The sequence below is a fragment of the Blastococcus sp. TF02A-30 genome (assembly GCF_003319185.1).
Taxonomy (GTDB): domain Bacteria; phylum Actinomycetota; class Actinomycetes; order Mycobacteriales; family Geodermatophilaceae; genus Blastococcus.
Genome location: NZ_QOHJ01000005.1, coordinates 238,918 through 260,577, shown reverse-complemented (window position 1 = coordinate 260,577; position 21,660 = coordinate 238,918). Strand labels below are relative to the sequence as shown.

The following is a 21,660-nucleotide window of genomic DNA, read 5'->3' as shown; positions in this document are numbered from 1 at the left end:
CCTAGGCTCGGCGCCACCATGAGCAGCCTCTCCGAACGCCTGACCCGGGGGTCGGCGTCGCACCCCTCGCAGGTCGACCACTCCCGGCGGCTGGTGGCCGACTGGCAGCTGCTGGCCGACCTGTCCTTCGCCGACCTCACGCTCTGGGTGCCGCTGCCCACCGGCGCCTGGTGGTGCGTCGCGCAGGTCCGCCCGCTCACCGCCCCCACGAGCCGGCCGGAGGACCTGGTCGGCACCGAGGTGGAGGCCGAGGCCGCGCAGCCGTTCGTCCTGGCCCACCGCGAGGGCCGCCCGGTCACCGAGGGGGAGCCGGACTGGTCGGGTGTCGCCCCGCGGCGGCGGGAGGTCATCCCGGTCCGGCACGACGGGGTCGTGGTCGCCGTCCTGGCCAAGGACACCAACCTGGCCGTCACGCGGTCGCCGTCGACGCTGGAGCTGACCTACCTCGACATCGCCGCGGACCTCTGCCTCATGGTGTCGGCCGGGACCTTTCCGCCGGAGAAGCTGCAGGACGCCGAGATGAGCCCCCGCGTCGGCGACGGGCTGGTCCGGCTGGACGGCCGGGGACGGGCGGTCTACGCCAGCCCCAACGCCCTGTCGGCCTACCGCCGGATCGGCGTCGAGGGCGACCTCGTGGGGCAGGACCTGGCCGCGGTGACCCGCACGGTCGCCGCGGACCGCGTGGTGGGCGAGGCGGTGGCCGCCGGCATCGCCGCCGCGGTGGCCGGCCGGTTCCCCGATCCCATGGACGTCGAGGGCGACTCGGCCACGATGCTGGTCCGGGCCCTGCCGCTGCAGGCGCCGGGGGTGGAGGAAGGCGCGCTGGTGCTGGTGCGCGACGTCACCGACGTGCGCCGCCGCGACCGGGCGCTGCTCACCAAGGACGCGACGATCCGCGAGATCCACCACCGCGTGAAGAACAACCTGCAGACCGTCGCCGCCCTGCTGCGGCTGCAGGCCCGCCGGATGACCGAGCCGGCCGCGCGCGCGGCGCTGGAGGAATCGGTGCGCCGGGTGGCGTCGATCGCGGTCGTGCACGAGACGCTGGCCGGCAGCCGGGAGGACGTCGTCGACGTGGACGACGTCCTGGACCAGGTGCTGCCGATGCTGGGCGACCTCACCTCGGTCGGCCCGGCCGCCCGCACGCGCCGCACGGGGTCGTTCGGCGAGCTGCCGGCCGAGGCGGCGACGCCGCTGGTCCTCGCGGTGACCGAGCTGCTGCACAACGCCGCCGAGCACGCCTTCCCCGACGGGGAGCCGGGCGCCATCGAGCTGGTCGCGGAACGGTCCGGGGACGACCTGGTGGTCCGGGTGCGGGACGACGGCCGCGGGCTGCCCGACGGCTTCGACGTCGCGCAGAGCGACGGGCTGGGCCTGCAGATCGTGCGGACGCTGATCGTGGGCGAGCTCGGCGGCACGCTGGCGATGGGCTCCCCGGGGGAGGGCGTCGGCACCGAGGTGGTGCTGCGGCTGCCGGGGGCGGCGGGCTCACGGCGCTGAGATGCGCCGAGGCCGGTCCGGGAAGTCCCGGACCGGCCTCGTGGCGGTGCGTGCGGTGAAGCCGCGGTGTGCGCCGGATCAGGCGGTGTGCACCCGGGTCCGAGCCTGGCGCCGCTTGAGCGCGCGCCGCTCGTCCTCGGAGAGCCCACCCCAGACGCCGGAGTCCTGACCGGAGCGGAGAGCCCAGTCCAGGCACGACTGCACGACCGGGCAGCGCTGGCACACTGCCTTCGCCTGCTCGATCTGGACGATCGCGGGGCCGGTCGTCCCGATCGGGAAGAACAGCTCCGGATCCTCGTCCCGGCAGAGCGCGCGGTGGCGCCAGTCCATGGCGGTGTACTCCTCGGTGTCGTCTACGGTTGGTACGTCAGTCGCCGTGCCAGGTTCGCCTGCGCCGAGCCGACACCGCCGAGCCGACACCGGGGTCTCCAGCGCCATGGCGGCAGCGACTGCCTGCTTTGTTACCGGCAAGTTGCGTTCCAGCAGCGATGCTTTCACGGGACCGTCGCCTGTCAAGCGAAACCAGGTCAGCGCCGACCCCCGCGTGAGCAAGCTCACCACGGCCGTGGTAGGCGTGCCACTCGGGTGGGTTAGCGCGTTCCGGAACCTCTTCAGGTAGCGGTCAGGAGACGACGCGCAGGGCGGCCGGGACGGAGCGGATCCGCAGGCCGGTGGCGGTGCCGAGGTGCTCTCCGTCGACCTGCCAGCCCTGGGGCCGGACGGCGGTCAGCGTCAGCTCCGGGAGGTCGTGCCAGCGGTGCAGGCCGCGGCCGCGGAGCACCGGCCGGGCCGCCAGCGTCTGGCGCAGCGTGCGCAGCATGCCGAGGGTGTGCATGCGCCCCAGGGCGAAGACGTCCAGGCCGGTCTCGAAGGAGGCCTCCGGGGTCGGGTTCACCGGCCGCGCGCCCAGGTAGGTCCACGGGCTGACGTTGGAGATCAGGCAGAGGAACAGCTGCTGGACCGGCTCCTGGCCGGGTACGTGCAGCGTCATGGCGGGACGGCGGCGCTCCCGGCCGAGCAGGAACGCGGCGGTCCCCTCCCGGACGTAGAGCGCACCGGTGGAACGCCGGCCACGCGCGCGCTGGGCCTCGACGCGGGCGATGACCTCGGCGTCGAAGCCCAGGCCGGCGGCGAAGACGAACCAGCGCTCCGGCGTCCACCCCGGGTCGGCCGCCGCGTCGGCGGTCGCGGCGCGGGCGGCCGCCGACGGGTCCCCGCCCGCCAGCGGGGCGGTGCTGGTGCCGCCGGCCGACGCCGTGCCCAGCGACACCAGCCGGGTGCGCCCGGCGCGGATCGACGCCAGGATCTCGGCGGTCGCCTCGACCGGGTCGCGGGACCGGCCCAGGGCGCGGGCGAAGACGTTGGTGGAGCCGCCGGGGACGACGGCGAGCGTGGGCAGGTGCGGGCTCGGCCCGCGCTCGAGCAGCCCGTTGACCACCTCGTTCACCGTGCCGTCGCCGCCGAGGGTGACCACGAGGTCCATCCCGTCGGCGGCCGCGCGGGCGGCGAGCTCCCGGCCGTGGCCGCGGTGGCCGGTCTCGGCGACGTCCACCTTGAGCTCGCTGGCCAGTGCCCCGACGAGGACGTCCCGCATCTTGGCGGTGGTGGTCGTCGCCGCCGGGTTGACCACCACGAGCGCGCGCATGGTTCCCAGGCTAACCAGGGGCCCGGCCCGGGACCGGGCGAACCCGCCGGTCCCCGGGGGGTCGCCGCGTAACCTCGGCGCCGTGAGCGAGCAGAACCGCCCCCCTCGCCGGCTGGCCGACCGGCTGTTCGGCGCGTCCGCTCCGGCGCCCGCCCCCCGCCCCGACCGTGCCCGGCCGGGGGCCCCGCGGTCCGTGCGCCAGGCCGCGCTCGTGGTCGCCGTCGAGGCCGGCGCGCTCGCCGTCCTCGGGCTGGTCCTCCTGTGGCTCACCCTCACCGGCGACCCCGACAGCGTGCCGCGCGCGCTGGCCGAGGTCGTGCTCGCCTGGCTGGTCGCCGGGGTGCTCGCGGCCGCGGCCACGGGGCTGTCCCGGCTGTCGGGCTGGGCCCGCGGACCGGTGATCGCCCTGCAGGTGTTCTTCGGGCTGTCCGGCTTCGTGGCCGCCTTCCAGGCCGGCCGCCCCGAGATCGGCGTGCCGGTGCTCGCCCTGGTGGCTGCGACGCTCTACCTGCTCATGACCCCCGAGGCGCGCGAGGCGTTCGAGGGCCGCTGACGCCGCTAGACGAGGTCGATGACGTCGGCGATCGAGTCGCAGATCCGGCTCGGCCGGAACGGGAAGCGCGAGACGTCGGCGGCCGCGGTCGACCCGGACAGCACGAGCACCGTCTCCAGCCCGGCCTCGATGCCGGCGACCACGTCGGTGTCCATGCGGTCGCCGACCATGATCGTGCTCTCCGAGTGCGCCTCGATCCGGTTCATGGCGCTGCGGAACATCATCGGGTTCGGCTTGCCCACGAAGTACGGCTCGGCGCCGGTCGCGCGGGTGATCATCGCGGCGACCGACCCGGTGGCCGGCAGCGGGCCCTCGGGGGAGGGGCCGGTGACGTCGGGGTTGGTGGCGATGAACCGCGCGCCCTTCCCGATCAGGCGGATGGCGCGGGTGATGGCCTCGAAGGAGTAGGTGCGGGTCTCGCCGAGGACGACGTAGTCCGGGTCGGAGTCGGTCATGACGTAGCCGACCTCGTGCAGCGCCGTCGTCAGGCCGGCCTCGCCGATGACGTAGGCCGAGCCGCCGGGCAGCTGGGTGTGCAGGAAGTCCGCCGTCGCCAGGGCCGAGGTCCAGATCGACTCCTCCGGCACGTGCAGCCCGGTGCGGGACAGCCGGGCCGCGAGGTCGCGCGGGGTGAAGATCGAGTTGTTCGTGAGCACGAGGAACCGGCGGCCGCGGTCGACCAGCCGCTCCAGGAACTCGGCGGCGCCGGGCAGCGCCTTCTCCTCGTGCACGAGGACGCCGTCCATGTCGGTGAGCCAGCACTCGACCGGCCTGCGCTCGGTGGTCATCGGTTCCTCCGCTCGTGCCCGGTCGGCCGGGCTCTCGTGCCGGGTATCGGCAGGTCAGCGCGCCGTCTTGAGGTGATCAGGCCCCTCGCGCGGCGAACGTGGCGAGGGCGTCGTCGGTGAGCCGGAAGACCGTCCACTCGTCCATCGGCACGGCGCCGGCGGCCCGGTAGAACTCGATAGACGGGGTGTTCCAGTCCAGCACCGACCACTCCAGCCGCGCGTATCCGCGCTCGACGCAGACCTCCGCGAGCGTGCGCAGCAGCTCCTTGCCCAGGCCGGTGCCGCGGTGCTGGGGCTGCACGTACAGGTCCTCGAGGTAGATGCCGTGGGTGCCCCGCCAGGTGGAGAAGTTGAGGAACCACAGCGCCATGCCGACGACCTCGTCGTCGGCCACCGCGACGTGGCCGAAGAGGGCGGGGGAGCCCCCGAAGAGCCGCTCGGTGAGCTGGTCCTCCGTCAGCTGCACCTCGTGCAGCGCCTTCTCGTAGTCGGCCAGCTCCCGGACGAGGGCCACCACGGCCGGGACGTCGCCGGGGCGGATCGGGCGCACGGTCACGGCCGGGCCTCCGTCATGACAGCGCCTCCTTGAGGCGGGCGGGCAGCAGCCGGCCCAGCGGTGCCAGCACGGGCACCAGGACCGGCGAGAACAGGTAGCCGTAGGCCAGCACCAGGCCCGTGGTCGCCGGCTCCAGCGCGAACCCGACGACGAGCACCAGCGCCAGGGCGATCATCCCGTAGGGCTTGCCGCTGCGCGGGCTGACCAGCGACCGGAACGAGCGGAAGCGCACCGTGCTCACCATGAGCAGGGCCGGGACGGCGAGCACGAGCAGCACCCACAGCCGGTCGCGGCCGTGCATCTGCTCGCCGAACGCGGCGACCGAGGCCAGCACGACGCCGGCCGCACCCGGGCTGGGCAGGCCGGTGAAGTACCGCTTGTCCGCCGTCGGGTCGATGGTGGTGTTGAACCGGGCCAGCCGGATGGCGGCGCAGGCGACCCACAGGAAGCAGACCACCCAGCCCAGCGGGTCCCACTCGTCCCGGCCCTCGGAGAACAGCGTGAAGGCGACCAGCGCCGGTGCCAGGCCGAAGGACACCAGGTCGGCCAGCGAGTCGAACTGCAGACCGAACGGCGTCACCGCCCCGACCAGGCGCGCGACGGCGCCGTCGGTGATGTCGAACAGGACCGACAGGCCGATGAGCACCGAGGCCAGCCCGTGGTCGCCGCGGATCGACACGAGGATGGCGCCGAAGCCGCAGAGCATGTTGGCCAGCGTGAAGAGGCTGGGCAGCGTGGCCAGCGCGCGCCGGCGGGTGCCGCGGACCGAGCCGCGGACGAACTCCACGGTGGCCGTGCGCCGGGTGGGGGGCATCGGCGCGGCCTCTCAGCCGGCGGCCGGGAAGCGGGCGATGACGGTCTCGCCGCCGCGCACGCGCTGCCCGGTGCGCACCGTGATCTCGCACTCCGGCGGGACGAACACGTCCATGCGGGAGCCGAACTTCATCAGCCCCATGCGCTCGCCCGTGGCCAGCCGCCGCCCGACGCCGGTGCGGGTCACGATCCGCCGGGCCAGGACGCCGACGATCTGCCGGAAGACGACCGTGCGGTCGCCCTCGCGCAGCCACAGCTCGCTGCGCTCGTTCCGGTGCGCGGACTCCTTGCGGTAGGCGGCCAGGAAGCTGCCCGGGCGGTAGGAGCTCTCCACCACCTCGCCGTGGAACGGGGAGCGGTTGACGTGCACGTCCACCACGGAGAGGAAGACGCTCACCTGCTGCCACTCGCCCTCGGGCGCGACGCCCTCCTGCGGCTCGCCGGCGACCATCACCACGCCGTCGGCGGGGGAGAGGACGTCGTCGGCGTCGGGCGGCACCGCGTCGCAGCGCCGGTCGGGGTCGCGGAAGAACAGCGCCATGTAGGCGGAGAGGGCGACGAACGGCCAGGCGGCGAGCCGCAGGCCGCGTCGTCCCGTGGCGCGCCCCGTCGTCGCCAGGACGGCGGCGGGGGCCAGGGGCCCGGCGAGGAACGGCCACCCGGCCGGATCGATGCGCATCGTGGCCAAACCGTACCGGCCGCCTCCCGGGTCGGTACGGCCGCGACCGGACGGCCGCCGCCGGCCGCTCCGTTCGCGGCCCCGGACGCGGAACGGCGCCGGCCGACAGGTGTCGACCGGCGCCGTCCGACGCGTGGCAGGGATCAGGCCGCGGCCTTGGTCTCCCAGAAGATCTTGTCGATCTCGGCGATGTAGTCGAGCAGCTTCTGGCCCTCGGCGGGGTCCATGCTGCCCTTGCCGCCCGCGGCACCGGCCTGCTTGGTGGCCTTGTTGAACAGCTCGTGCAGGTGCGGGTACTTCTCGAAGTGCGGGGGCTTGAAGTAGTCGGTCCAGAGCACCCACAGGTGGTGCTTGACCAGGTCGGCGCGCGCCTCCTTGATCAGGACGGCGCGCATCTTGAAGACCTCGTCGTCGCTGGCCTGGTACTTCTCCTGGATGGCCTTGACGGACTCGGCCTCGATGCGGGCCTGGGCCGGGTCGTACACGCCGCAGGGGAGGTCGCAGTGCGCGGTGGCCTCCACGGCGGAGAACATGCGGAACAGGCGCATGGATTCAGCCTCCGGTTTCGTGGGTCGGTTCGTCTGCGACCCTACTCCCGGTGAGCGGCGGCGACAGCGGGAGCGACCAGCGGGAACGCGGCCTGGCCACGCCGTGGGTGCGGGTGCGGGTCAGCGGCCCGTCCATGTCCCCGACGGTGCGCGACGGCGACCTGCTGCTGGCCCGCCGGGTCCGCCCCGGCACCGCGGTGCCAGATGGCGCCGTGGTCCTGGCCCGTTTCCCGTCCCGCCCCGGGCTGCTCGTCGTGAAGCGTGTGCGGAGCAGCGTGGCCGGCGGCCACTGGGTGGAGGGGGACAACCCGTTCCGCACCGACGACAGCCGCGCGTTCGGGCCGGCGGTCGTCGTCGGCCGGGTGGTCGGCCGGCTGTGGCCGCGGCCCGGTCGCGTGCCCCCGGCGCCGGAGCTCTGAGCGGTCAGGCCCCGCGCAGCTGCGCGTAGCGCGCGGTGCACTCCTCGTAGGTGGGCAGCAGCCCCTGCTCCCGCGCCTGGTCGAGGGTCGGCGCGGCCTGGTCCTTGGCCGACAGCTCGAACTCCACGTCGGTGGGCCAGGGCAGCGCCAGGTCGGGGTCCAGCGGGTGGATGCCGAACTCCCGCGCGGGGTCGTACCCGCTCGTGACGAGGTAGGTGACCGAGCTGCCGTCGGCCAGCGACACGAACGCGTGGCCCAGGCCCTCGGCGAGGTAGACCGCCCGCGGCTTCTCGCTGTCCAGCTCGACGACGTCGTGGACGCCGAACGTGGGGGACCCGACCCGGACGTCCACGACCACGTCGAGCACCCGCCCCGCCGGGCAGTAGACGTACTTGGCCTGGCCGGGGGGGACCAGGGCGAAGTGGACGCCGCGGAGCACGCCGCGCGCCGAGACGCTGTGGTTGGCCTGGACGAGCGTCAGCGGGTGGCCGACGGCCTCGGACAGCGCGTCCGCCCGGTACCACTCCGTGAACCGCCCGCGTGCGTCGCCGTGCGGCACCAGGTCGAAGGCGAAGCTGTCGGGGACGGCGAGCTCATGGATCTCCACACCGGCACGGTATCGGGACATGCCGGTGGCTACGCTTCGGAGTCCATGAGCGGCAACGAGTCCTCCGGCGCACGACCCGACCGCTTCGCCGACGACCCGGCGTTCGCGGTGCACGAGGGCGGGAAGCTCTCGGTGGTACCGAACCGCCGCATCGAGTCCGTGGCAGACCTGGCGCTCACCTACACGCCGGGGGTCGCGCGGGTCTCCAGCGCCATCGCCGCCGAGCCCGGGCTGGCCCGGCGCTTCACCTGGGCCTCCCGGGTCGTCGCCGTCGTCTCCGACGGAACGGCGGTCCTGGGGCTGGGGGACATCGGACCGGCCGCGTCGCTGCCGGTCATGGAGGGCAAGGCCTGCCTGTTCGCCGAGTTCGGCGGCCTGAACGCCGTCCCGATCGTGCTCGGCACGACCGACGTCGACGAGATCGTCGACGCCGTCGTCGCCATGGCCCCGTCCTTCGGCGGCATCAACCTCGAGGACATCAGCGCGCCGCGCTGCTTCGAGATCGAGGACCGGCTGCGCGAGCGGCTGAGCATCCCCGTGATGCACGACGACCAGCACGGGACGGCGATCGTCGTGCTGGCCGCGCTCCGCAACGCCGCGACGGTGACCGGCCGCCGGATCGGCGACCTGCGGGTGGTGGTGTCCGGGGCCGGGGCCGCCGGGGTGGCGTGCACGAAGATCCTGCTCGAGGCCGGCGTCGGCGAGATCGCGGTGGCCGACTCGCAGGGCATCCTGCACCCGGGCCGCGAACTGGCCGGGACGAAGCAGTGGCTGGTCGAGAACACCAACCCGGCCGGCTTCGCCGGCTCGATGGTCTCCGCGCTCGAGGGGGCCGACGTCTACCTGGGGGTCTCGGGCGGCTCGGTGCCCGAGGCGGCGATCGCCTCCATGGCCGACGACGCGATCGTCTTCTCGCTGGCCAACCCGACCCCGGAGGTCGATCCCGAGATGGCGGCGCGGCACGCCGCCGTCGTCGCCACCGGGCGCAGCGACCTGCCGAACCAGATCAACAACGTGCTCGCCTTCCCCGGGGTCTTCCGCGGGGCGATCGACGCCGGTGCCACCGCGATCACCGAGGAGATGAAGCTGGCGGCCGCCGACGCGATCGCCGGCGTGGTGGCCGACGAGCTGCGGCCCGACCACATCGTCCCCAGCCCGCTGGACCGGCGGGTGGCCACCGCGGTGGCCGAGGCCGTGGCCGCCCGCGCCCGCGAGCAGGGTGTCACGGTCTGAGCCCTGCTCAGTCGCCCTTCACGTTGACCAGCTGGTGGAGGGTGTGCCGGATCTCCACGAGGTCCTCGGCGTCCCGCATGACGACGTCCACGTCCTTGTAGGCAGCCGGGATCTCGTCGAGGAAGGCGTCGGAGTGCCGCCACTCGATGCCCTCCATCGCCCGCTCCAGCTGCGCGCGGGTGAAGGTCCGTCGCGCCGAGCCGCGGGAGTGCACCCGGCCGGCGCCGTGCGGCGAGGAGTTCAGCGAGTCCGGGTTGCCCCGGCCCACGACGACGTAGCTCGCCGTCCCCATCGAGCCCGGGATGAGGCCGTCCTGCCCCTTCCGCGCCTCGATCGCGCCCTTGCGGGTCACCCACAGGTCCACGCCGTCGTGCCGCTCCTGCTGGGTGAAGTTGTGGTGGCAGTTGATCCGCTCCTGCTCCGGGGTGCCGTCGGCGCGCATGTGCTGGGCGAGCGCGTCGGCCACCCGGTCCATCATCTCCTCGCGGTTGAGCAGCGCGAAGTGCTGCGCCCACCGCAGCTCGGCGACGTACCGGTCGAACTCCGGGGTCCCCTCGTCCAGCCAGGCGAGGTCGCGGTCGGGGAGGTCCAGGTGCTCGTCGCGGGCCCGCTGCTGCGCGATCGCGATGTGCTTCTGGGCGATCCTGTTCCCGACGCCGCGGCTGCCGGAGTGCAGGAACAGCCACACCCGCTGGTGCTCGTCGGCGCTGACCTCGATGAAGTGGTTTTCCACTCGTTGAGGGGTGACAACCTGCAGTCCGTCGACAACCCCCCGGCACGGACGCACTGACCACCTGAGCCCTCGTCCACCCCCGGTTCGGAGCGGCGCCACGAACCTGTCGGCGGTCTCCCCTAAGAGGCGGTGTAGGTCCACGGAACCGGACGTGCGGAGGTCACGTTCTGCAACCGCAGCCACCCGCCGAGCGCCATCTCCTCGCAGGAGAAGATGGGGCGCCCCGGCCCCGAGCGCAGACGCAGGAGAGTGATGGACGACCTCGCCGATCTCGTCAAGGCAGCAACGTCGTCGGGATGGGCTGTGGGCTCCGCCAGGCTGTACCAGTTGCGCAGCCGGGCGTTGGCGCTGGGGTGGGAAGAGCTTGCGACCCGCAAGGGCGACGGTGCGGTGAGCGTCCTGCGTCCGACGGCGGCCGAGGATGCGCACCCGCGCTCGTTGAGCGCCGTGCATGGGCTGGGTCAGCAGCCGCTGCACACCGATGGGGCGCATCTGCAGGAGCCGCCAGACATCGTGATCCTCCACGCCGCCGAGCCGAACGGGACGCCGACGCTGCTCTGGAGCGAGACGTCAACGATCACCAACCCCGCGTACCCCCGCATCGCCCGGCCGCCCTGTCTGGCCGGCGGGATCTTCGTGGTGGCCAGCGGGAGCAACCGGTTCCTCGCCTCCGCGTACGACGACCGCGGGGGGTACCGCTACGACCCGGGGTGCATGACGCCGGCCGACGAACGGGCTCACGAGGCTGTCCGGCACTTCGAGTCGCTGGCCGGCGGTGCCTACCGCCAGGAGTGGACGGCATCCGACCAGGTGCTGGTGATCCGGAACCGGCGCACCCTCCATGCTCGGGCGGCCGTCGCCGAGGACGACGGGGATCGCCAGTTGACCCGCATCGCCTACCGGGTGCCGGGGCGATGACCGCGTCGTTCACCGAAGACGCGCTGTGGATGAAGGCGCGCCTGTTCATCAACCGGGCGATGGACTCCGAAGTCCACCGCAGCTTCGACGAGCAGGCGCTGTGGGCGTCGCTGGGGCTTGAGGTCCTGGGGAAAGCGGCCCTGTCGCGGGTGTCCCCGCTGTTGATCGCCACACCCGATGAGGACGGCAGCAACCTGCTCATCGCCAGTGGCCTGGTGGAAGGTGAGGCGACGTTCCACTCGGTGCAGGCCAAGACCGTCTTCGCGCGCTGCGCGAAGGCGTTCCGACCGTTCAGTCTGAAGGAGGCGAAGCTGATCGCGGCGGGGCGCAACGAGTACCTGCATGGGGGCGCGCCCACGATCGGTCCCCTGCCGCCGCACGCGTGGTGGCCCCGGTTCTGGGCGCAGGCGGTCATCCTGCTCACCGCGCAGGACCGGGAGATCGAGGAGCTCGTCGGTACCGATCGCGTGTCGGTCGTGGAGGAGCACCTTGCCCGCAACCGTGAGCACCTAGCGCAGCGCGTGGAAGCACTCATCGGTCGAGCCAAGCAGCGGCTCGCCCTGCACGAGCAGGGCCTCATGACCGCACGCCAGGAGGCGGAGTGGGCAGCAACCGCCGACCCCTCCGCAGGGCTGGGCCACCACGCCGAGGCAACCTGCCCGGCGTGCGGGGCCACCGGCCTCCTCGAGGGCCGGGAGGTCTTGTCGTATGAGGTCAACTACGAGCGGACGTACGAGGAGGACTACGACGTGTGGGTCAACCTCAGCGTTGGCTCGGACTACTTCAGCTGTCCCCGGTGCCACCTCGTTCTCGACGGCTACGAACTGCTCGACGCAGCCGGGCTGGACGACCAGTTCCCCGATGTCGGCAGCATGGCCGACTACCCCGACCCGGACGACTACGGCAACGACTGATCGGCTGGGGGGAGTCCGCGGAACGCGGCTAGGCGTCGACGGCTTGCACGAACCGCGTAGCGGCGTTCAGGGCCCGGGTCGGGTCAGTGGTGGCCACCTGCTCGGGCACGTCGCCGGACAGGAAGCTGCTGGGCGACGTCAGCCAGGCCCACGCGGCCCAGCCGCCGATGCCGGCGCCGAGCAGCACCTCCAGCAGAGGCCGCAGTTCAGGCCGCGGGTCGCCGCCGGCGGTGATCTGGAACGCCGGAACCCGGATCGTGCCGTCCCGGGGGTCCAGGGCGATCAGAGCCCGCTCCAGCCGGCGAGCGGCCACCCAGCCGCCGACGGTGCCCACGTCCGGCTCGCCGCGACGCTCGGCCAGCTCGGTGAGCGTCAGCCAACCGGTGGCGATCAGCTCTTCCCGCTGCGCGGCCAGGCGCCGCACCTGCTCGTCGGTCATCGGCCGACTCCTCGCCGCACCGCTGACCACGCGTCTGCTCGAATCGCCGCTGGGCACGGCCGGAGGGTACGGGTGAGCACCGACATCGCACCGGGATTCACCCGTGCTCAGACCGACGCGGTCACCGCTCCGGGAACGGCGTGAGGTCGTCCTCCCAGGTCCTCGCGGCCGCGATCAGATCCTCGCGACCGACTCGGAGCGGGACGCTGTACGCGTAGAAGGCGTACCCCGCCTCCTCGTCAGCCCCCGGCCGACCGGCCACTGACTCAAGCGAGAGGTGGACGCGGACGACCAGGGCGTCGTCTTCCGCGGCTGCGACGCTGAACCCGAGGTTGGGCTCCGTGAAGGTGAGCAGACCCTCTGAGTCCTCGGTCGGGGCCTCGGTCACCGCGACGCGGCCGTCGGCAGCCGCCCGGAGCCAGTCGCGCAGCTCCCGCGCTTCCCACGTGGTGAGGCAGGAGTCGTCGAACTTCCAGGACTCTCCTGCCGCCGTCCGCACCCTGCCGTGGACCTCGAGCCAGTTCGCGTCCCAGTCTCCCGGCTCCTTCGGCGCGGCGGGGAACTGGTAGCGGGTCGGCCGGAGTTCGACGCTCGCGCCGTCGAGGGAGGTCAGCAGCACCGGGCGAGCATGTCAGGGGCTGCAACGGTCTGACGCAGCCCGGCCTCAACCGTGCGACACGATGGCGTGGCGATACTGCTGTCGTGACCTCGGAGCTCGCGACGCTACGGCTTCGGCCCGCCGTCCACACGCACGACGTCCAGGACGGCCGCGTGAGGCGACACCCGCAGTCGCACTTCCTGGACTTCCTCATCGACGGCGTCTCCCTGGTGAGCACGGCCCATGAGCAGGACAACCTCGTCACCGACCTGAACCGGGACTGGGTGCCGGACGCTGTCGCCCCGGCCGTCGAGACGCTCCTGGGCCGGCGCGCGAGCCCAGACCTGGACGCGGGTCGAGTCCCTCTCCTCGTCTGCGGGTCGTGCGGGGACCTGGCCTGCGGCGCCGTCACGGCGAAGCTGGACGTGGGGACGAAGGAAGTGACGTGGTCGGAGTTCCGATGGGAGAACGGGTACGAGGGCCCGGAGCCCATCGACTCACTGCCGGACCAGGTCAGGTTCGACCGCGCCCAGTACGAAGCCGAGCTGGCGGATGCCGTCCACCGCGTGGCCACTCTGCCCGAGAGTGAGCCACGCTTCCTGGAGCGACCGCGCCGCGGCCGGCACCTCCGTTGGCCCTGGAAGCCGCGCAAGGACTGACGCTGCGCGCCTCACACGGAATGCTTGCGTGCCGCCACCCGGTAGAGGGCGAGTAGCCGTTCAACCTGCCGCGGCTGGAGGCCGACTTCGCGCATCAGCTCTGCGCGTAGGCCCGACGCCCGGCTGAACGCCTTGCGGCAGGCGTCGTCGCAGTACTGCCTCGCACGGCCCTGTCGCCGCGGCCCGTGCTGCAGCTCGCGACCGCACTGCCGGCACCAGCCGGGCACCTCCGCCGCCACCGTCGCTACCCGCGGGTCCGGTCGAACGCCACGATCTCACGGCGTGCGGCGCGGTCTCGCTCGGCCTGCAGACTGGCCTCGGCCAGCTGGAGGTGGTGCAGCGCCCGGTCGCGCTCCTCCTCGGCCTTCTTCCGCTTGTCCCGCTCCCGCGTGAGCCCGGCACGCGCCTCCGCCAGCTGCTCGAGGAGCCTGGCGTGCGGGGAGTCCGGGGCCGGCCGCCAGTTGCTGCGGAGCTGACCCACGAAGGCGGCGACCGGCTTGTGGTCCTTGTTGAGGGCCTGCCGGGTGACCCCGCTGAGGCGGGCGACCTCGCTCAGGCTCGGCCGCTTGCCGCTGACGAGCAGGGCCAACGCGGCGGCGGTCGCCCGCAGCCGGGTGGGGGTGCTGGTCAGCAGCTCGAGGTCGACGTCGTCGAGCTCGGTCACCGACCCTGCACCTCGATCAGGTCGCCGAGGTCCCGCTCGATCAGCGCGGCGTTCTCGCCGGCCTGCTCGCGGGCGAGCTTGGGCATGCTGCGGTCGCGGGTGAGGCTGAGCAGCCGGTCGTGCTTGACCTGGTGGGCGGCGAGCGTCGCGCTGACCGTGGTGTGGTTCAGACACCGGTTGGGCTGGCAGAAGGCCTCCAGCGGGGTGCCGTCCTCGGCGCCGCATAGAGCGAGGTCCGGGTCGAAGTCGCACCAGCCGAACTCGGTCAGGCGGATGCCGCGGGCGTGCTGGCGCAGCAGCATCCGGAGGCGGCGGTCGTCTTCTTCCACGCGCGGCTCCCGGCTCAGGGCCTCGTGCACGGCCGCGAAGACGTCCCGCTTCCGCCGGCCGTCGGGCCCGGCCGGCAACCGGGGCCCAACGCCGGCCTCCACGGCCCGCTCCCAGACGTGGAACTCGTCCACCATCGCGTCGACGACGACGTTCTCGTACAGCTCCGCGACCTCCTCGTACAGCTCCCGCTGGCCGAGCGCGACGGCGTCGGGCGCGACGCGGAAGTACCCCGCGGCGGTCTCCGGGTGCTGCCACTTGAACTGCTCCATCGCCGCCTGCGGCCCGTGCGGCCGGGCGGACACGATGCGGGCGAAGGTCCGCCGCAGCTCACGGCCGTCGGGCTTGACCAGGACGGCCAGCCAGGCGGCGCGGTCGGGTCGGTCGGCCGCCAGCAGCGCGGCGGTCGCCGCGTCGTCCTTGACCGGCAGGGGCGGCACGATGCCCCGGCGCACCAGGTCCTGGCCGGCGCGGGCCACCTGGTCGATGGCCCGCTCAAGCCGGGCCGTCACCCGGGCGCCGTCGCGCTGGCCGTGGACGGCCCTGCGGTCGAAGAGCGGTGCCTGGCCCGTCGCGGCGAAGCGCCGGTCCGGTGGCACGTCCTTGACGTCCAGGAGCCGGGTCAAGACGCCGACGGCGTCGGCGACGATTGGCGGCACCAGCCACCTCTCCTGGCGTGGCCGCTCCAGGCCCTTGACCAGGTAGCTGCGCAGCAGCCACCTGGTGGTGCCGGAGACCTCGATCGCCTCCAGGGGGCTGTGTCGCGGCACCGCGTCCAGCTCGGTGGCGCGCATGCCGGTGAAGGCCGCCGTCACGAACAGGCAAGCGCCGGCAACCTGACCGAGCAGCTCGCTGCCCTGCGCCTCGAAGCCGTCCCGGTCGAGCCACACCACCTCCCGGCCCTGGGCGTCGACGACCAGGAGGGGTTGGGCGGCCCGGTTCCGCTGCATCGCCTCATGCCGGTCCAGGATGGCGTGCCCGTGCTCCACCAGGAACATCCCCAGGGTCAGCCACGGCCCCAGCACGTCGGCCACCGACAGGGGTGCGGTGCTGTTCACCCGCCGACGCGCTGCGGCGACACCGCCCCCGAGGCTCAGGCCGCTGACGCCGGGCCACGGTTCGTGCGTGAGCCGGTCCACGCCGGGGCTCATCGCCCGGGCGTAGAGCGCGAACGACTTCAGGGCGCTGATGCGGCGGTAGTTCGGGCGCAGACCGCTCTCGTCCTTCCAGGCGTCGTAGTCCTCCTGGGTCACCGCCGCCAGGCTGCCCGCCCGTGCGTGTAGCCAGGCCAGGTCCACCGTCAGCCCGGCGAGCCAGCGCTCGACGGTCTTGAGGTCCTTCGGCTTGCGCCCCGTCAGTTCGGTGGTCACCTCGGTGTGCAAGAACGGGCGCGTCGCGAGGATGAACAGCTCCTTCAGGGCGTCCCGTAGATGCGCGGGGATGCCGCCGAAGTGCAGGCGCCGCCGCACGCTGGACGCGGTGTCCCGGTGGCCGGAAATGTCCCAGGAATCGTCGTCGTAGACGCCCGATACCGGCTCACCGAGCAGGTCGGCCAGCGGGCGTCCGCTGAACCGGCTCGCCGATGTCCGTCGCAGCGGGATGACCGTCACGTGTAGACCTCCTTCAGGCGCTCGATGCGGTGCTGGGCTTCGGCGATCTCCCGCGCGGCGTCCTGCTTCGCCCGGTCGGAGAACCGCGACAGGACGTGCTGGACACCGATGTCGACGCCACCCCAGCGCTGCACGAACTGCTCGGCGGCCATCTGCCGGCGCTCCGCGTCGATGCTGTCGCTCAAGGCCAGGATCACCGGCAGGTGGTGGCGGGTGTGGATCGCGTTCTCGCAGAGCAGGCACGCGAACGGCGTCTGCCGGCACAGGGTGCCGACCGCCTGGCCGGGGGCCTGGCGCGCGTTGCGGCAGGTGGCGGTACCGCTGTCGTCGCCCTCGCCGCGCACGATGCGCTCGGCGGTCGCCGGGTCCACCCCGTGGTCCACCAGGAGGGCGAGCACCTCGTCGCGCTGAAGATCCGCGTCGATCACCAGTTGCGAGCTGCGGACCAGGCCCAGCAGATCGTCCTGCGCCTCGGCGATCACGGCCTGGCGCTCGTCGGGACTGAGGGCGGCACTGCGGTACATCGCCCAGGCGCTGAGGCGGCTGTGGTTGGGGTCCAGCCGGCCGGCGACCCCGGGCCCCAGCGCGCGCTCGCTGCGCTCCGCCCACGACTTGCGCATCCGTCTCGTGCTCAGCCGGAGGCGCGCGCCGTCGGGGCCCTCGATGCCCTCGTGGCCTTCCTGCACCAGCGGCCGCGACGGGACGTAGGTGAGCACCGGGAGCCGAACCGTCTTCACGCTCGTGCGTCCGTCCCGGGCCTTCGACCGCCACAGCCACACATGCTCCGTGCCGGTCCAGCGACGAGCCGGTGCGGTCAGGTCGATCCACCGCTCCAGTACCCGGCCACCGCTCCAAGTGCTGACGGCGTTGCCCCGGCGGCTCACAGCCCGGTCGGCCCGCGCCTTCACCCCGGCGATCTCCATGACCGAGGAGCGGCCGGGCAGTCGCCGGACGTCGGTGACGTCCATGCTGGCCAGGACCTGCCCCTCCGCCCCGTACTCGTTGATCACCAGGAGCGTCGCGGCGAGTGCGTCCTGCACGTCGGGGAACAGCGCCTCGATGGCGGCGGCTCGACCGGTGCGGTCCGCGGCGACCCGCTCGTCGAAGGCGTGAACGAGGACCCAGGCGCTCCACCATCGCTTCGCCGCCACGGTGGCCGCGCCGTCGTGCGGAGGGGGCTCCACGTCGAGGATCCGCTGTGCGGCGGCGATCGCCTCCTCGTCCGGCGCATCGGGCCCTACCCCCAGCAGCCGGAGAGTCGCGTTGCGCCGGGAGAACAGCGCCGACAGGCGGTCCTTGCACCAGTCAATGACGCAGTCGAGCTCCGCCGGGGTGTACGGCTTGGACGGCTTCGCGTAGCCGAACAACGTGAGGTTGCGCAGGTAGCGGACCAGGGCGTCGTTGCCCGCCGTCAGTGCCGCGTTCAGCAGCAGCCGCCGGGCCAGGACGGTGCGGACGGGAACCGGGGTGGTGAGGTCGGCGAAGAGGGCCGCGTGCACGTGACCGACCTGCAGCGTGGCGGCGTCGGGAGGGTCCGTCGAGTGGGCGGCCAGGCGGTCACCGACCAGGCGGGCCGCGGAGAGGTACATGCGGCCTGACCCCGGGCTCTTGAGCTCGCCGCCCCGGTCGACGAACAGCGGCAGGGTCGCGTCGCGCAGCTGCTGGCGCAGCGGAGAAGCGGGGACGACGGCGAAGTCCAGCAGGCTGGTGTGACCGTCGGCGGTCAGCAGGATGCCCACCGGTACGTCCGACGGTTCCGAGGCCAGGCCGCGGTGCGGGTCCCTCACCCGACCTCCTCGCGGAGAGCGGGGTTGTGCTGGGGGTCCGCGTTGACCGACAGGAGCAGGTCCCACAGCGCCGCATGCTGGTAGATCAACGTCGTGTCAGGGCCAGCGTGGCCCAGTGACTCCTGTACCAGCAGGCCGGTGTTCTCGTGGGTCACGAGCTCGGCCCACACCGGCCGGCGGCCGTGCGCCGCGACGAAGGCGGCGATGTGCTCTCTACGGGCGGCGAGGAAGCGCGTCAACGCCGTCGCGTAGGTGTGTCTCAGGTGGTGCATGCTGTAGGACCAGTGCAGGTCGCCCCACAGCGCCGCGCATCGGGAGCCGGCCAGGGCAAGGGCCTCGTTCAGCGCCGTCGGGTTCGTCAACGGTGCGCCGTTGGCGGTGCGGTGGTTGAGCAGCACCAGCGGGGAGCCTCCGCCAGGCAACACGAGGCGGCGGCGGGCCGCGAGGTCGAGGTCGTTCCACTTCTCCGTGCGCTGTCGGCTGTCGACGCAGAAGGTGACCTCGCGCCGGTTGGTGCGCTCGACCACCACTTCCAGCGGCCGCTGGGGCCGCCAGGTCGCGTTCCGCGCGATGTTGCGCCGATCGCCGCGGACGTAGGCGTGCACAGGGCGCAGCCAGTCCGAGAAGGCGATCGCCCGACGACCGGAGTCGTTCTTGGCGGTCTGGTCGGCGACCGCGAGGGGAGTGAACCCGTCGGGGTGCGGCGGGGGCAGCTCGAAGATCGTGAAGGCCAGGACCTCGCTGTGCCGGAGCCCGGCCGCCAGGCCCAGTCCGACGCCGGCGGCGTTCCGCTGCGCGGTGAGGTACCCCTGGAAGGTGGGGTCTGGCCCGCCGCCGTCTGGCAGCTCCCCGAGTAGCCCCACGCGCAGGAAGCGTTCCTGCTGGTCGCTTGGGATGGGCTCGCGTTCGGACCTGCTGCGGCGGCCGCCGTCGAGGCCGGCAACGACCTCCACCGGCCCCCAGCGGGTCTGCACCGTCTTCGTGCTGAACGGCAGCTCGGTGATGCGCCGCGCGCGTACGGCCCACCGGTAGAAGCTGGTGATCGCAGCGCGCCGCTTCCCGATCGTGCTTGCCGCATCGCCGACCGGATCCGCGCTGCGGTCCTCCTGGTCGACCCCGGTGCACTTGAGCTGGTAGGTGCGCAGCATCTCGTCGCCATCGAGGAGGACCTCATCGGCGAGGAGGCCGACGCCGAACTCCTCCTCGAAGTGCGCGGCCAGCCTGACGACCTCCCGGGCGTACGTCTCCCAGGTGTCCGGGCTGTGCGAGGAGGCGAGCCCGAGGAGCCAGTGGTTGACGTCCGCGACCGGGCGCTGGTCGTCGTCGAAGACCGTGGGCAGGCCACCGACCCTGAGTGCCCGCGGGTCGGGTGCGAACCCTGCGTCTGCTGCGTACTCCGGCTTCCACTTCAGGACCCGATAGGGCACGGCCCACCTCCCGCGGCGGAGTCTGGGGGAGGCCACTGACAGGTTCGTGGCGCCACTCCGGACCGGGGGTGGACGAGGGCTCAGGTTGTCAGTGCGTACGTGCCGGGGGGAAGTGGTTGCCCGAGCCGAGGCTGCCCAGCTGCAGCGCCCAGTTGGGCGCGGTCGAGGTGACCGAGGAGAGCACCCCCAGGTCGTCGCCGAGCCGCTCCAGCTCCGCGACCCGGTCCTTCGCAGACGGCGTCAGCCTCTTGTTGTACCTCCCGGCCGACAGCGGGACGGCGCGCTCGATGTCCCCGCGCAGCGGCGCCAGCGGCCCGCGGCCGCGCACCTCGTCCACCGTCCACGGCGTGCGGACGGCGATCATGCCGCAGCCGATGTCCACCCCCACCGCGGCCGGGACGACGGCGCCGCGGGTCGGCAGCACCGAGCCCACGGTGGCGCCCTTGCCGAGGTGCGCGTCGGGCATGAGCGCCACGTGCGGGTGCACGATCGGCAGCGAGGCGGTCCGCTCGGCCTGCCGGAGCGTCTCGGCGTCGAGGATGCTCGCCCAGTTCAGCAGCGTGCCCGAGAGTCTCTCCACCCCCCGAGTCTGCGGGCCGTGGCAGCCCCGGGCGACCCGGTTTCCCGGCTCAGCCCCGGGCGAGGATGCGATCGACGATCGGGTCCACCGCGTCGCGGACGTCGGTGTTCGCCCAGATGAAGCCGACCGTGGCGATCAGGAACAGCGGCACGAGCACCGCCTTCTCCAGGGTCGCGCCGGTGCGCACGGGGAAGAACACCAGCCGGCCGCGGTGGACCAGCCAGAGCAGCGGGGTGGGCACGCCGGCGGTGGTGATCGCGTCGCCGACGATGTGCGTGAGCACGCCCGCGGCCACCGCCCAGGGCAGCCAGGTCGGCGGCGGGCTGTGCTCCAGGAGCAACCACGCGCCGCCCCACGAGAGCAGCACGTTCCCGATGACCGTGTTCTCGGCCCGGCCGGGGATCACGAAGTGCAGCGCGCGCAGCGCGAGACCGATCGCCAGCGCCATCACCAGCAGGCTGGACCAGTAACGGTCGGCGGCGAGCAGCGCCAGCCCGCCGAACGCCAGCGGCGCCAGGACCGCGTCGTGGGTGCCCCAGCGGTGCCCCCCGGCCAGCCGGCCGACCGCACCCGACGGCACGTCGGTCACCGGACCCCACATGTCGGAGACGGTGGACCCGCGCTGGTCGAGGTCGGGCAGCATCGCGAAACCGCCGACGGCGGCGATCCAGGACATCTGCGCGACCGCGCCGTGCACCGGCGCCCACGGCAGGGTGGCCGCACCGGCGGCGAGGCCGGAGAGGGCATGCGAGTGACCGAGCACGGACCCAGCGTCACCCCAGCGGCGCCAGCACCAGGGGAGGCGCGCCCTGCGGGCGTCGGCAGGCCAACCGATGAGTCCGGCCCGCCGACCCGGTCGGAAGGGCAGACGGACGAGGAGGAGGACGACATGACGTCGACGCAGGCGGCGGGCACGTTCCGGGTGAGCCGGACGGTGGCCGCACCCATCGGGGCGGTGTGGCGGGCGTGGACCGACCCGGCGCTCGTGCGCGCCTGGTGGGGCCCGGACGGGTGGAGCTGCCCCCGCGCGGACGTGCGCTTCGCCGAGGGTGCCTCGAGCGTGGTGACGATGCGCGGGCCGGACGGCACCGAGATCTCCAGCCTCTGGAGCTACCGCCTCATCCGGCCGCAGGAGCGCATCGAGTTCGACTCCCGCTTCTGCGACGCGGACGGCACGCCGGTATCGCCGGCGGCGGCCGGGCTGCCGCCCGCCGTCCCCGACGTCGTGCCGCACGTCGTGACGCTGGCCCCGCAGGGCGACTCGAGGACGCTGCTCGTGGTGGAGGAGTCCGGCTACCAGCCGGGGCCGGTCCTGGAGATGTCGCGGCAGGGCCAGGAGCAGTGCCTGGACAAGCTGGTGGCGGCCGTCGAGGGCAGCTGAGCCGGTCCCACCGACATGCGCACGGGCGCGGTATCCGGTTGCCCGGCTACCGCGCCCGTGCGCATCTCGGCGGCTACGGCCGTCCCGTCACTCGTCCTCGACGTCGTCCGTCCCGCCGCGGGCCAGCCAGGTGGCCAGCCGCTCGACCGGCACCTCGAAGTCGGGGTTCAGATCGACGAACGCCTGCAGCTCGTCGGCCAGCCAGGCGAGCGTCACCTGCTCCTCGCCCCGCCGCGCGGCCAGCTCCTCCAGCCCTCGATCGGTGAAGTACACGGACGACCG

General features: G+C 73.2%; 26 protein-coding genes. 8 read left to right on the top strand and 18 right to left on the bottom strand.

Annotated elements, in window-relative coordinates:
* Positions 1-18: 18 nt before the first annotated feature.
* Positions 19-1,500 carry a sensor histidine kinase gene (locus DQ241_RS13105; protein WP_113830637.1) on the top strand — a complete coding sequence of 494 codons (1,482 nt, stop codon included), beginning with the start codon at positions 19-21 and terminating at the stop codon, positions 1,498-1,500.
* Between the two features lie 78 nt (positions 1,501-1,578).
* On the opposite strand, the gene DQ241_RS13100 is transcribed toward DQ241_RS13105, so the two are convergent.
* Positions 1,579-1,830: a WhiB family transcriptional regulator gene (locus DQ241_RS13100; protein ID WP_113830636.1), complete on the bottom strand. Its 252-nt coding sequence runs from the start codon at positions 1,828-1,830 to the stop codon at positions 1,579-1,581.
* 292 nt (positions 1,831-2,122) lie between these two features.
* Positions 2,123-3,145 carry a diacylglycerol kinase family protein gene (locus DQ241_RS13095; RefSeq protein ID WP_113830635.1) on the bottom strand — a complete coding sequence of 341 codons (1,023 nt, stop codon included), beginning with the start codon at positions 3,143-3,145 and terminating at the stop codon, positions 2,123-2,125.
* Between the two features lie 82 nt (positions 3,146-3,227).
* Here DQ241_RS13095 and DQ241_RS13090 point away from each other — a divergent pair, with 82 nt between their 5' ends.
* A complete protein-coding gene (locus DQ241_RS13090) occupies positions 3,228-3,698 on the top strand; it encodes a hypothetical protein (protein WP_233492416.1) in 471 nt (156 codons plus the stop codon).
* A gap of 5 nt (positions 3,699-3,703) precedes the next feature.
* Here DQ241_RS13090 and DQ241_RS13085 read toward each other — a convergent pair whose 3' ends face one another.
* From DQ241_RS13085 to sodN, 5 genes are all read right to left on the bottom strand, one after another.
* On the bottom strand, positions 3,704-4,486 hold the full coding sequence (locus DQ241_RS13085) for an HAD-IIA family hydrolase (protein WP_113830634.1): 783 nt from the start codon (positions 4,484-4,486) through the stop codon (positions 3,704-3,706).
* Between the two features lie 76 nt (positions 4,487-4,562).
* The gene (locus DQ241_RS13080) at positions 4,563-5,042 is read right to left on the bottom strand and encodes a GNAT family N-acetyltransferase (RefSeq protein ID WP_113830633.1); all 480 of its coding nucleotides are present in this window, start codon (positions 5,040-5,042) and stop codon (positions 4,563-4,565) included.
* A gap of 13 nt (positions 5,043-5,055) precedes the next feature.
* Positions 5,056-5,856, bottom strand: coding sequence for a CDP-diacylglycerol--serine O-phosphatidyltransferase (pssA, locus tag DQ241_RS13075; protein ID WP_113830632.1), 801 nt, complete (start codon positions 5,854-5,856; stop codon positions 5,056-5,058).
* A gap of 12 nt (positions 5,857-5,868) precedes the next feature.
* Positions 5,869-6,534, bottom strand: a complete 666-nt coding sequence (locus DQ241_RS13070) for a phosphatidylserine decarboxylase (RefSeq protein ID WP_113830631.1) — start codon at positions 6,532-6,534, stop codon at positions 5,869-5,871.
* 143 nt (positions 6,535-6,677) lie between these two features.
* Positions 6,678-7,082: a superoxide dismutase, Ni gene (gene sodN / locus DQ241_RS13065; RefSeq protein WP_113830630.1), complete on the bottom strand. Its 405-nt coding sequence runs from the start codon at positions 7,080-7,082 to the stop codon at positions 6,678-6,680.
* A gap of 50 nt (positions 7,083-7,132) precedes the next feature.
* Between sodN and DQ241_RS13060 the strand changes: the two genes are divergently transcribed.
* On the top strand, positions 7,133-7,501 hold the full coding sequence (locus DQ241_RS13060; RefSeq protein ID WP_233492415.1) for a S26 family signal peptidase: 369 nt from the start codon (positions 7,133-7,135) through the stop codon (positions 7,499-7,501).
* A gap of 4 nt (positions 7,502-7,505) precedes the next feature.
* Here DQ241_RS13060 and DQ241_RS13055 read toward each other — a convergent pair whose 3' ends face one another.
* Complete coding sequence (locus DQ241_RS13055; RefSeq protein ID WP_113830629.1) at positions 7,506-8,108, bottom strand: dTDP-4-dehydrorhamnose 3,5-epimerase family protein; 603 nt, start codon at positions 8,106-8,108, stop codon at positions 7,506-7,508.
* A gap of 45 nt (positions 8,109-8,153) precedes the next feature.
* On the opposite strand from DQ241_RS13055, the gene DQ241_RS13050 reads away from it, so the two are divergent.
* Positions 8,154-9,341 (top strand): NADP-dependent malic enzyme, encoded by a 1,188-nt coding sequence (locus DQ241_RS13050; RefSeq protein WP_113830628.1) that lies wholly within the window; start codon positions 8,154-8,156, stop codon positions 9,339-9,341.
* A 7-nt stretch (positions 9,342-9,348) separates the two neighbouring features.
* Here DQ241_RS13050 and DQ241_RS13045 read toward each other — a convergent pair whose 3' ends face one another.
* The gene (locus DQ241_RS13045) at positions 9,349-10,074 is read right to left on the bottom strand and encodes an RtcB family protein (RefSeq protein WP_233492414.1); all 726 of its coding nucleotides are present in this window, start codon (positions 10,072-10,074) and stop codon (positions 9,349-9,351) included.
* Positions 10,075-10,326: 252 nt separating this feature from the next.
* On the opposite strand from DQ241_RS13045, the gene DQ241_RS13040 reads away from it, so the two are divergent.
* Together DQ241_RS13040 and DQ241_RS13035 are read left to right on the top strand one after the other, a co-directional pair.
* Entirely contained in the window at positions 10,327-10,992 is a 666-nt protein-coding gene (locus DQ241_RS13040; protein ID WP_158545929.1) for a TauD/TfdA family dioxygenase, read from the top strand.
* Entirely contained in the window at positions 10,989-11,906 is a 918-nt protein-coding gene (locus DQ241_RS13035) for a hypothetical protein (RefSeq protein WP_113830626.1), read from the top strand. Before DQ241_RS13040 ends, DQ241_RS13035 begins: the two co-directional genes overlap by 4 nt.
* A 28-nt stretch (positions 11,907-11,934) precedes the next feature.
* Here the strand turns inward: DQ241_RS13035 and DQ241_RS13030 are convergent, their stop codons facing one another.
* Together DQ241_RS13030 and DQ241_RS13025 are read right to left on the bottom strand one after the other, a co-directional pair.
* On the bottom strand, positions 11,935-12,345 hold the full coding sequence (locus DQ241_RS13030; protein WP_113830625.1) for a hypothetical protein: 411 nt from the start codon (positions 12,343-12,345) through the stop codon (positions 11,935-11,937).
* 121 nt (positions 12,346-12,466) lie between these two features.
* On the bottom strand, positions 12,467-12,964 hold the full coding sequence (locus DQ241_RS13025; RefSeq protein WP_113830624.1) for a hypothetical protein: 498 nt from the start codon (positions 12,962-12,964) through the stop codon (positions 12,467-12,469).
* 83 nt (positions 12,965-13,047) lie between these two features.
* Here DQ241_RS13025 and DQ241_RS13020 point away from each other — a divergent pair, with 83 nt between their 5' ends.
* Positions 13,048-13,602: a hypothetical protein gene (locus tag DQ241_RS13020; protein WP_113830623.1), complete on the top strand. Its 555-nt coding sequence runs from the start codon at positions 13,048-13,050 to the stop codon at positions 13,600-13,602.
* Positions 13,603-13,846: 244 nt separating this feature from the next.
* Here DQ241_RS13020 and DQ241_RS13010 read toward each other — a convergent pair whose 3' ends face one another.
* The 6 genes from DQ241_RS13010 to DQ241_RS12985 all read right to left on the bottom strand — a co-directional run bounded on the left by DQ241_RS13010 (position 13,847) and on the right by DQ241_RS12985 (position 20,760).
* On the bottom strand, positions 13,847-14,266 hold the full coding sequence (locus DQ241_RS13010) for a hypothetical protein (protein ID WP_113830621.1): 420 nt from the start codon (positions 14,264-14,266) through the stop codon (positions 13,847-13,849).
* Positions 14,263-16,203: a hypothetical protein gene (locus tag DQ241_RS13005; protein ID WP_113830620.1), complete on the bottom strand. Its 1,941-nt coding sequence runs from the start codon at positions 16,201-16,203 to the stop codon at positions 14,263-14,265. The genes DQ241_RS13010 and DQ241_RS13005 overlap by 4 nt, the downstream gene beginning before the upstream one ends.
* Entirely contained in the window at positions 16,200-17,990 is a 1,791-nt protein-coding gene (locus DQ241_RS20605) for a hypothetical protein (RefSeq protein WP_158545928.1), read from the bottom strand. The genes DQ241_RS13005 and DQ241_RS20605 overlap by 4 nt, the downstream gene beginning before the upstream one ends.
* Positions 17,987-19,417 carry a hypothetical protein gene (locus DQ241_RS12995; RefSeq protein ID WP_113830619.1) on the bottom strand — a complete coding sequence of 477 codons (1,431 nt, stop codon included), beginning with the start codon at positions 19,415-19,417 and terminating at the stop codon, positions 17,987-17,989. The genes DQ241_RS20605 and DQ241_RS12995 overlap by 4 nt, the downstream gene beginning before the upstream one ends.
* 88 nt (positions 19,418-19,505) lie before the next feature.
* Positions 19,506-19,997: an RtcB family protein gene (locus DQ241_RS12990; protein ID WP_233492413.1), complete on the bottom strand. Its 492-nt coding sequence runs from the start codon at positions 19,995-19,997 to the stop codon at positions 19,506-19,508.
* Positions 19,998-20,046: 49 nt separating this feature from the next.
* Positions 20,047-20,760, bottom strand: coding sequence for a metal-dependent hydrolase (locus DQ241_RS12985; protein ID WP_113830618.1), 714 nt, complete (start codon positions 20,758-20,760; stop codon positions 20,047-20,049).
* 126 nt (positions 20,761-20,886) lie between these two features.
* Here DQ241_RS12985 and DQ241_RS12980 point away from each other — a divergent pair, with 126 nt between their 5' ends.
* Positions 20,887-21,378 carry an SRPBCC domain-containing protein gene (locus DQ241_RS12980; RefSeq protein WP_158545927.1) on the top strand — a complete coding sequence of 164 codons (492 nt, stop codon included), beginning with the start codon at positions 20,887-20,889 and terminating at the stop codon, positions 21,376-21,378.
* 87 nt (positions 21,379-21,465) lie between these two features.
* Here the strand turns inward: DQ241_RS12980 and DQ241_RS12975 are convergent, their stop codons facing one another.
* The gene (locus DQ241_RS12975) at positions 21,466-21,651 is read right to left on the bottom strand and encodes a DUF6104 family protein (protein WP_113830616.1); all 186 of its coding nucleotides are present in this window, start codon (positions 21,649-21,651) and stop codon (positions 21,466-21,468) included.
* Between the last annotated feature and the right edge of the window lie 9 nt (positions 21,652-21,660).

What these genes read in the sequence shown, in the direction of transcription:
- DQ241_RS13070 (WP_113830631.1), bottom strand. Translation starts at nt 6,534, where the DNA reads ATGCGCATCGATCCGGCCGGGTGGCCGTTCCTCGCCGGGCCCCTGGCC.
- DQ241_RS12980 (WP_158545927.1), top strand. Translation starts at nt 20,887, where the DNA reads ATGACGTCGACGCAGGCGGCGGGCACGTTCCGGGTGAGCCGGACGGTG.
- DQ241_RS13030 (WP_113830625.1), bottom strand. Translation starts at nt 12,345, where the DNA reads ATGACCGACGAGCAGGTGCGGCGCCTGGCCGCGCAGCGGGAAGAGCTG.
- DQ241_RS13040 (WP_158545929.1), top strand. Translation starts at nt 10,327, where the DNA reads ATGGACGACCTCGCCGATCTCGTCAAGGCAGCAACGTCGTCGGGATGG.
- sodN (WP_113830630.1), bottom strand. Translation starts at nt 7,082, where the DNA reads ATGCGCCTGTTCCGCATGTTCTCCGCCGTGGAGGCCACCGCGCACTGC.
- DQ241_RS13100 (WP_113830636.1), bottom strand. Translation starts at nt 1,830, where the DNA reads ATGGACTGGCGCCACCGCGCGCTCTGCCGGGACGAGGATCCGGAGCTG.
- pssA (WP_113830632.1), bottom strand. Translation starts at nt 5,856, where the DNA reads ATGCCCCCCACCCGGCGCACGGCCACCGTGGAGTTCGTCCGCGGCTCG.
- DQ241_RS13035 (WP_113830626.1), top strand. Translation starts at nt 10,989, where the DNA reads ATGACCGCGTCGTTCACCGAAGACGCGCTGTGGATGAAGGCGCGCCTG.
- DQ241_RS13105 (WP_113830637.1), top strand. Translation starts at nt 19, where the DNA reads ATGAGCAGCCTCTCCGAACGCCTGACCCGGGGGTCGGCGTCGCACCCC.
- DQ241_RS13050 (WP_113830628.1), top strand. Translation starts at nt 8,154, where the DNA reads ATGAGCGGCAACGAGTCCTCCGGCGCACGACCCGACCGCTTCGCCGAC.
- DQ241_RS13085 (WP_113830634.1), bottom strand. Translation starts at nt 4,486, where the DNA reads ATGACCACCGAGCGCAGGCCGGTCGAGTGCTGGCTCACCGACATGGAC.
- DQ241_RS13095 (WP_113830635.1), bottom strand. Translation starts at nt 3,145, where the DNA reads ATGCGCGCGCTCGTGGTGGTCAACCCGGCGGCGACGACCACCACCGCC.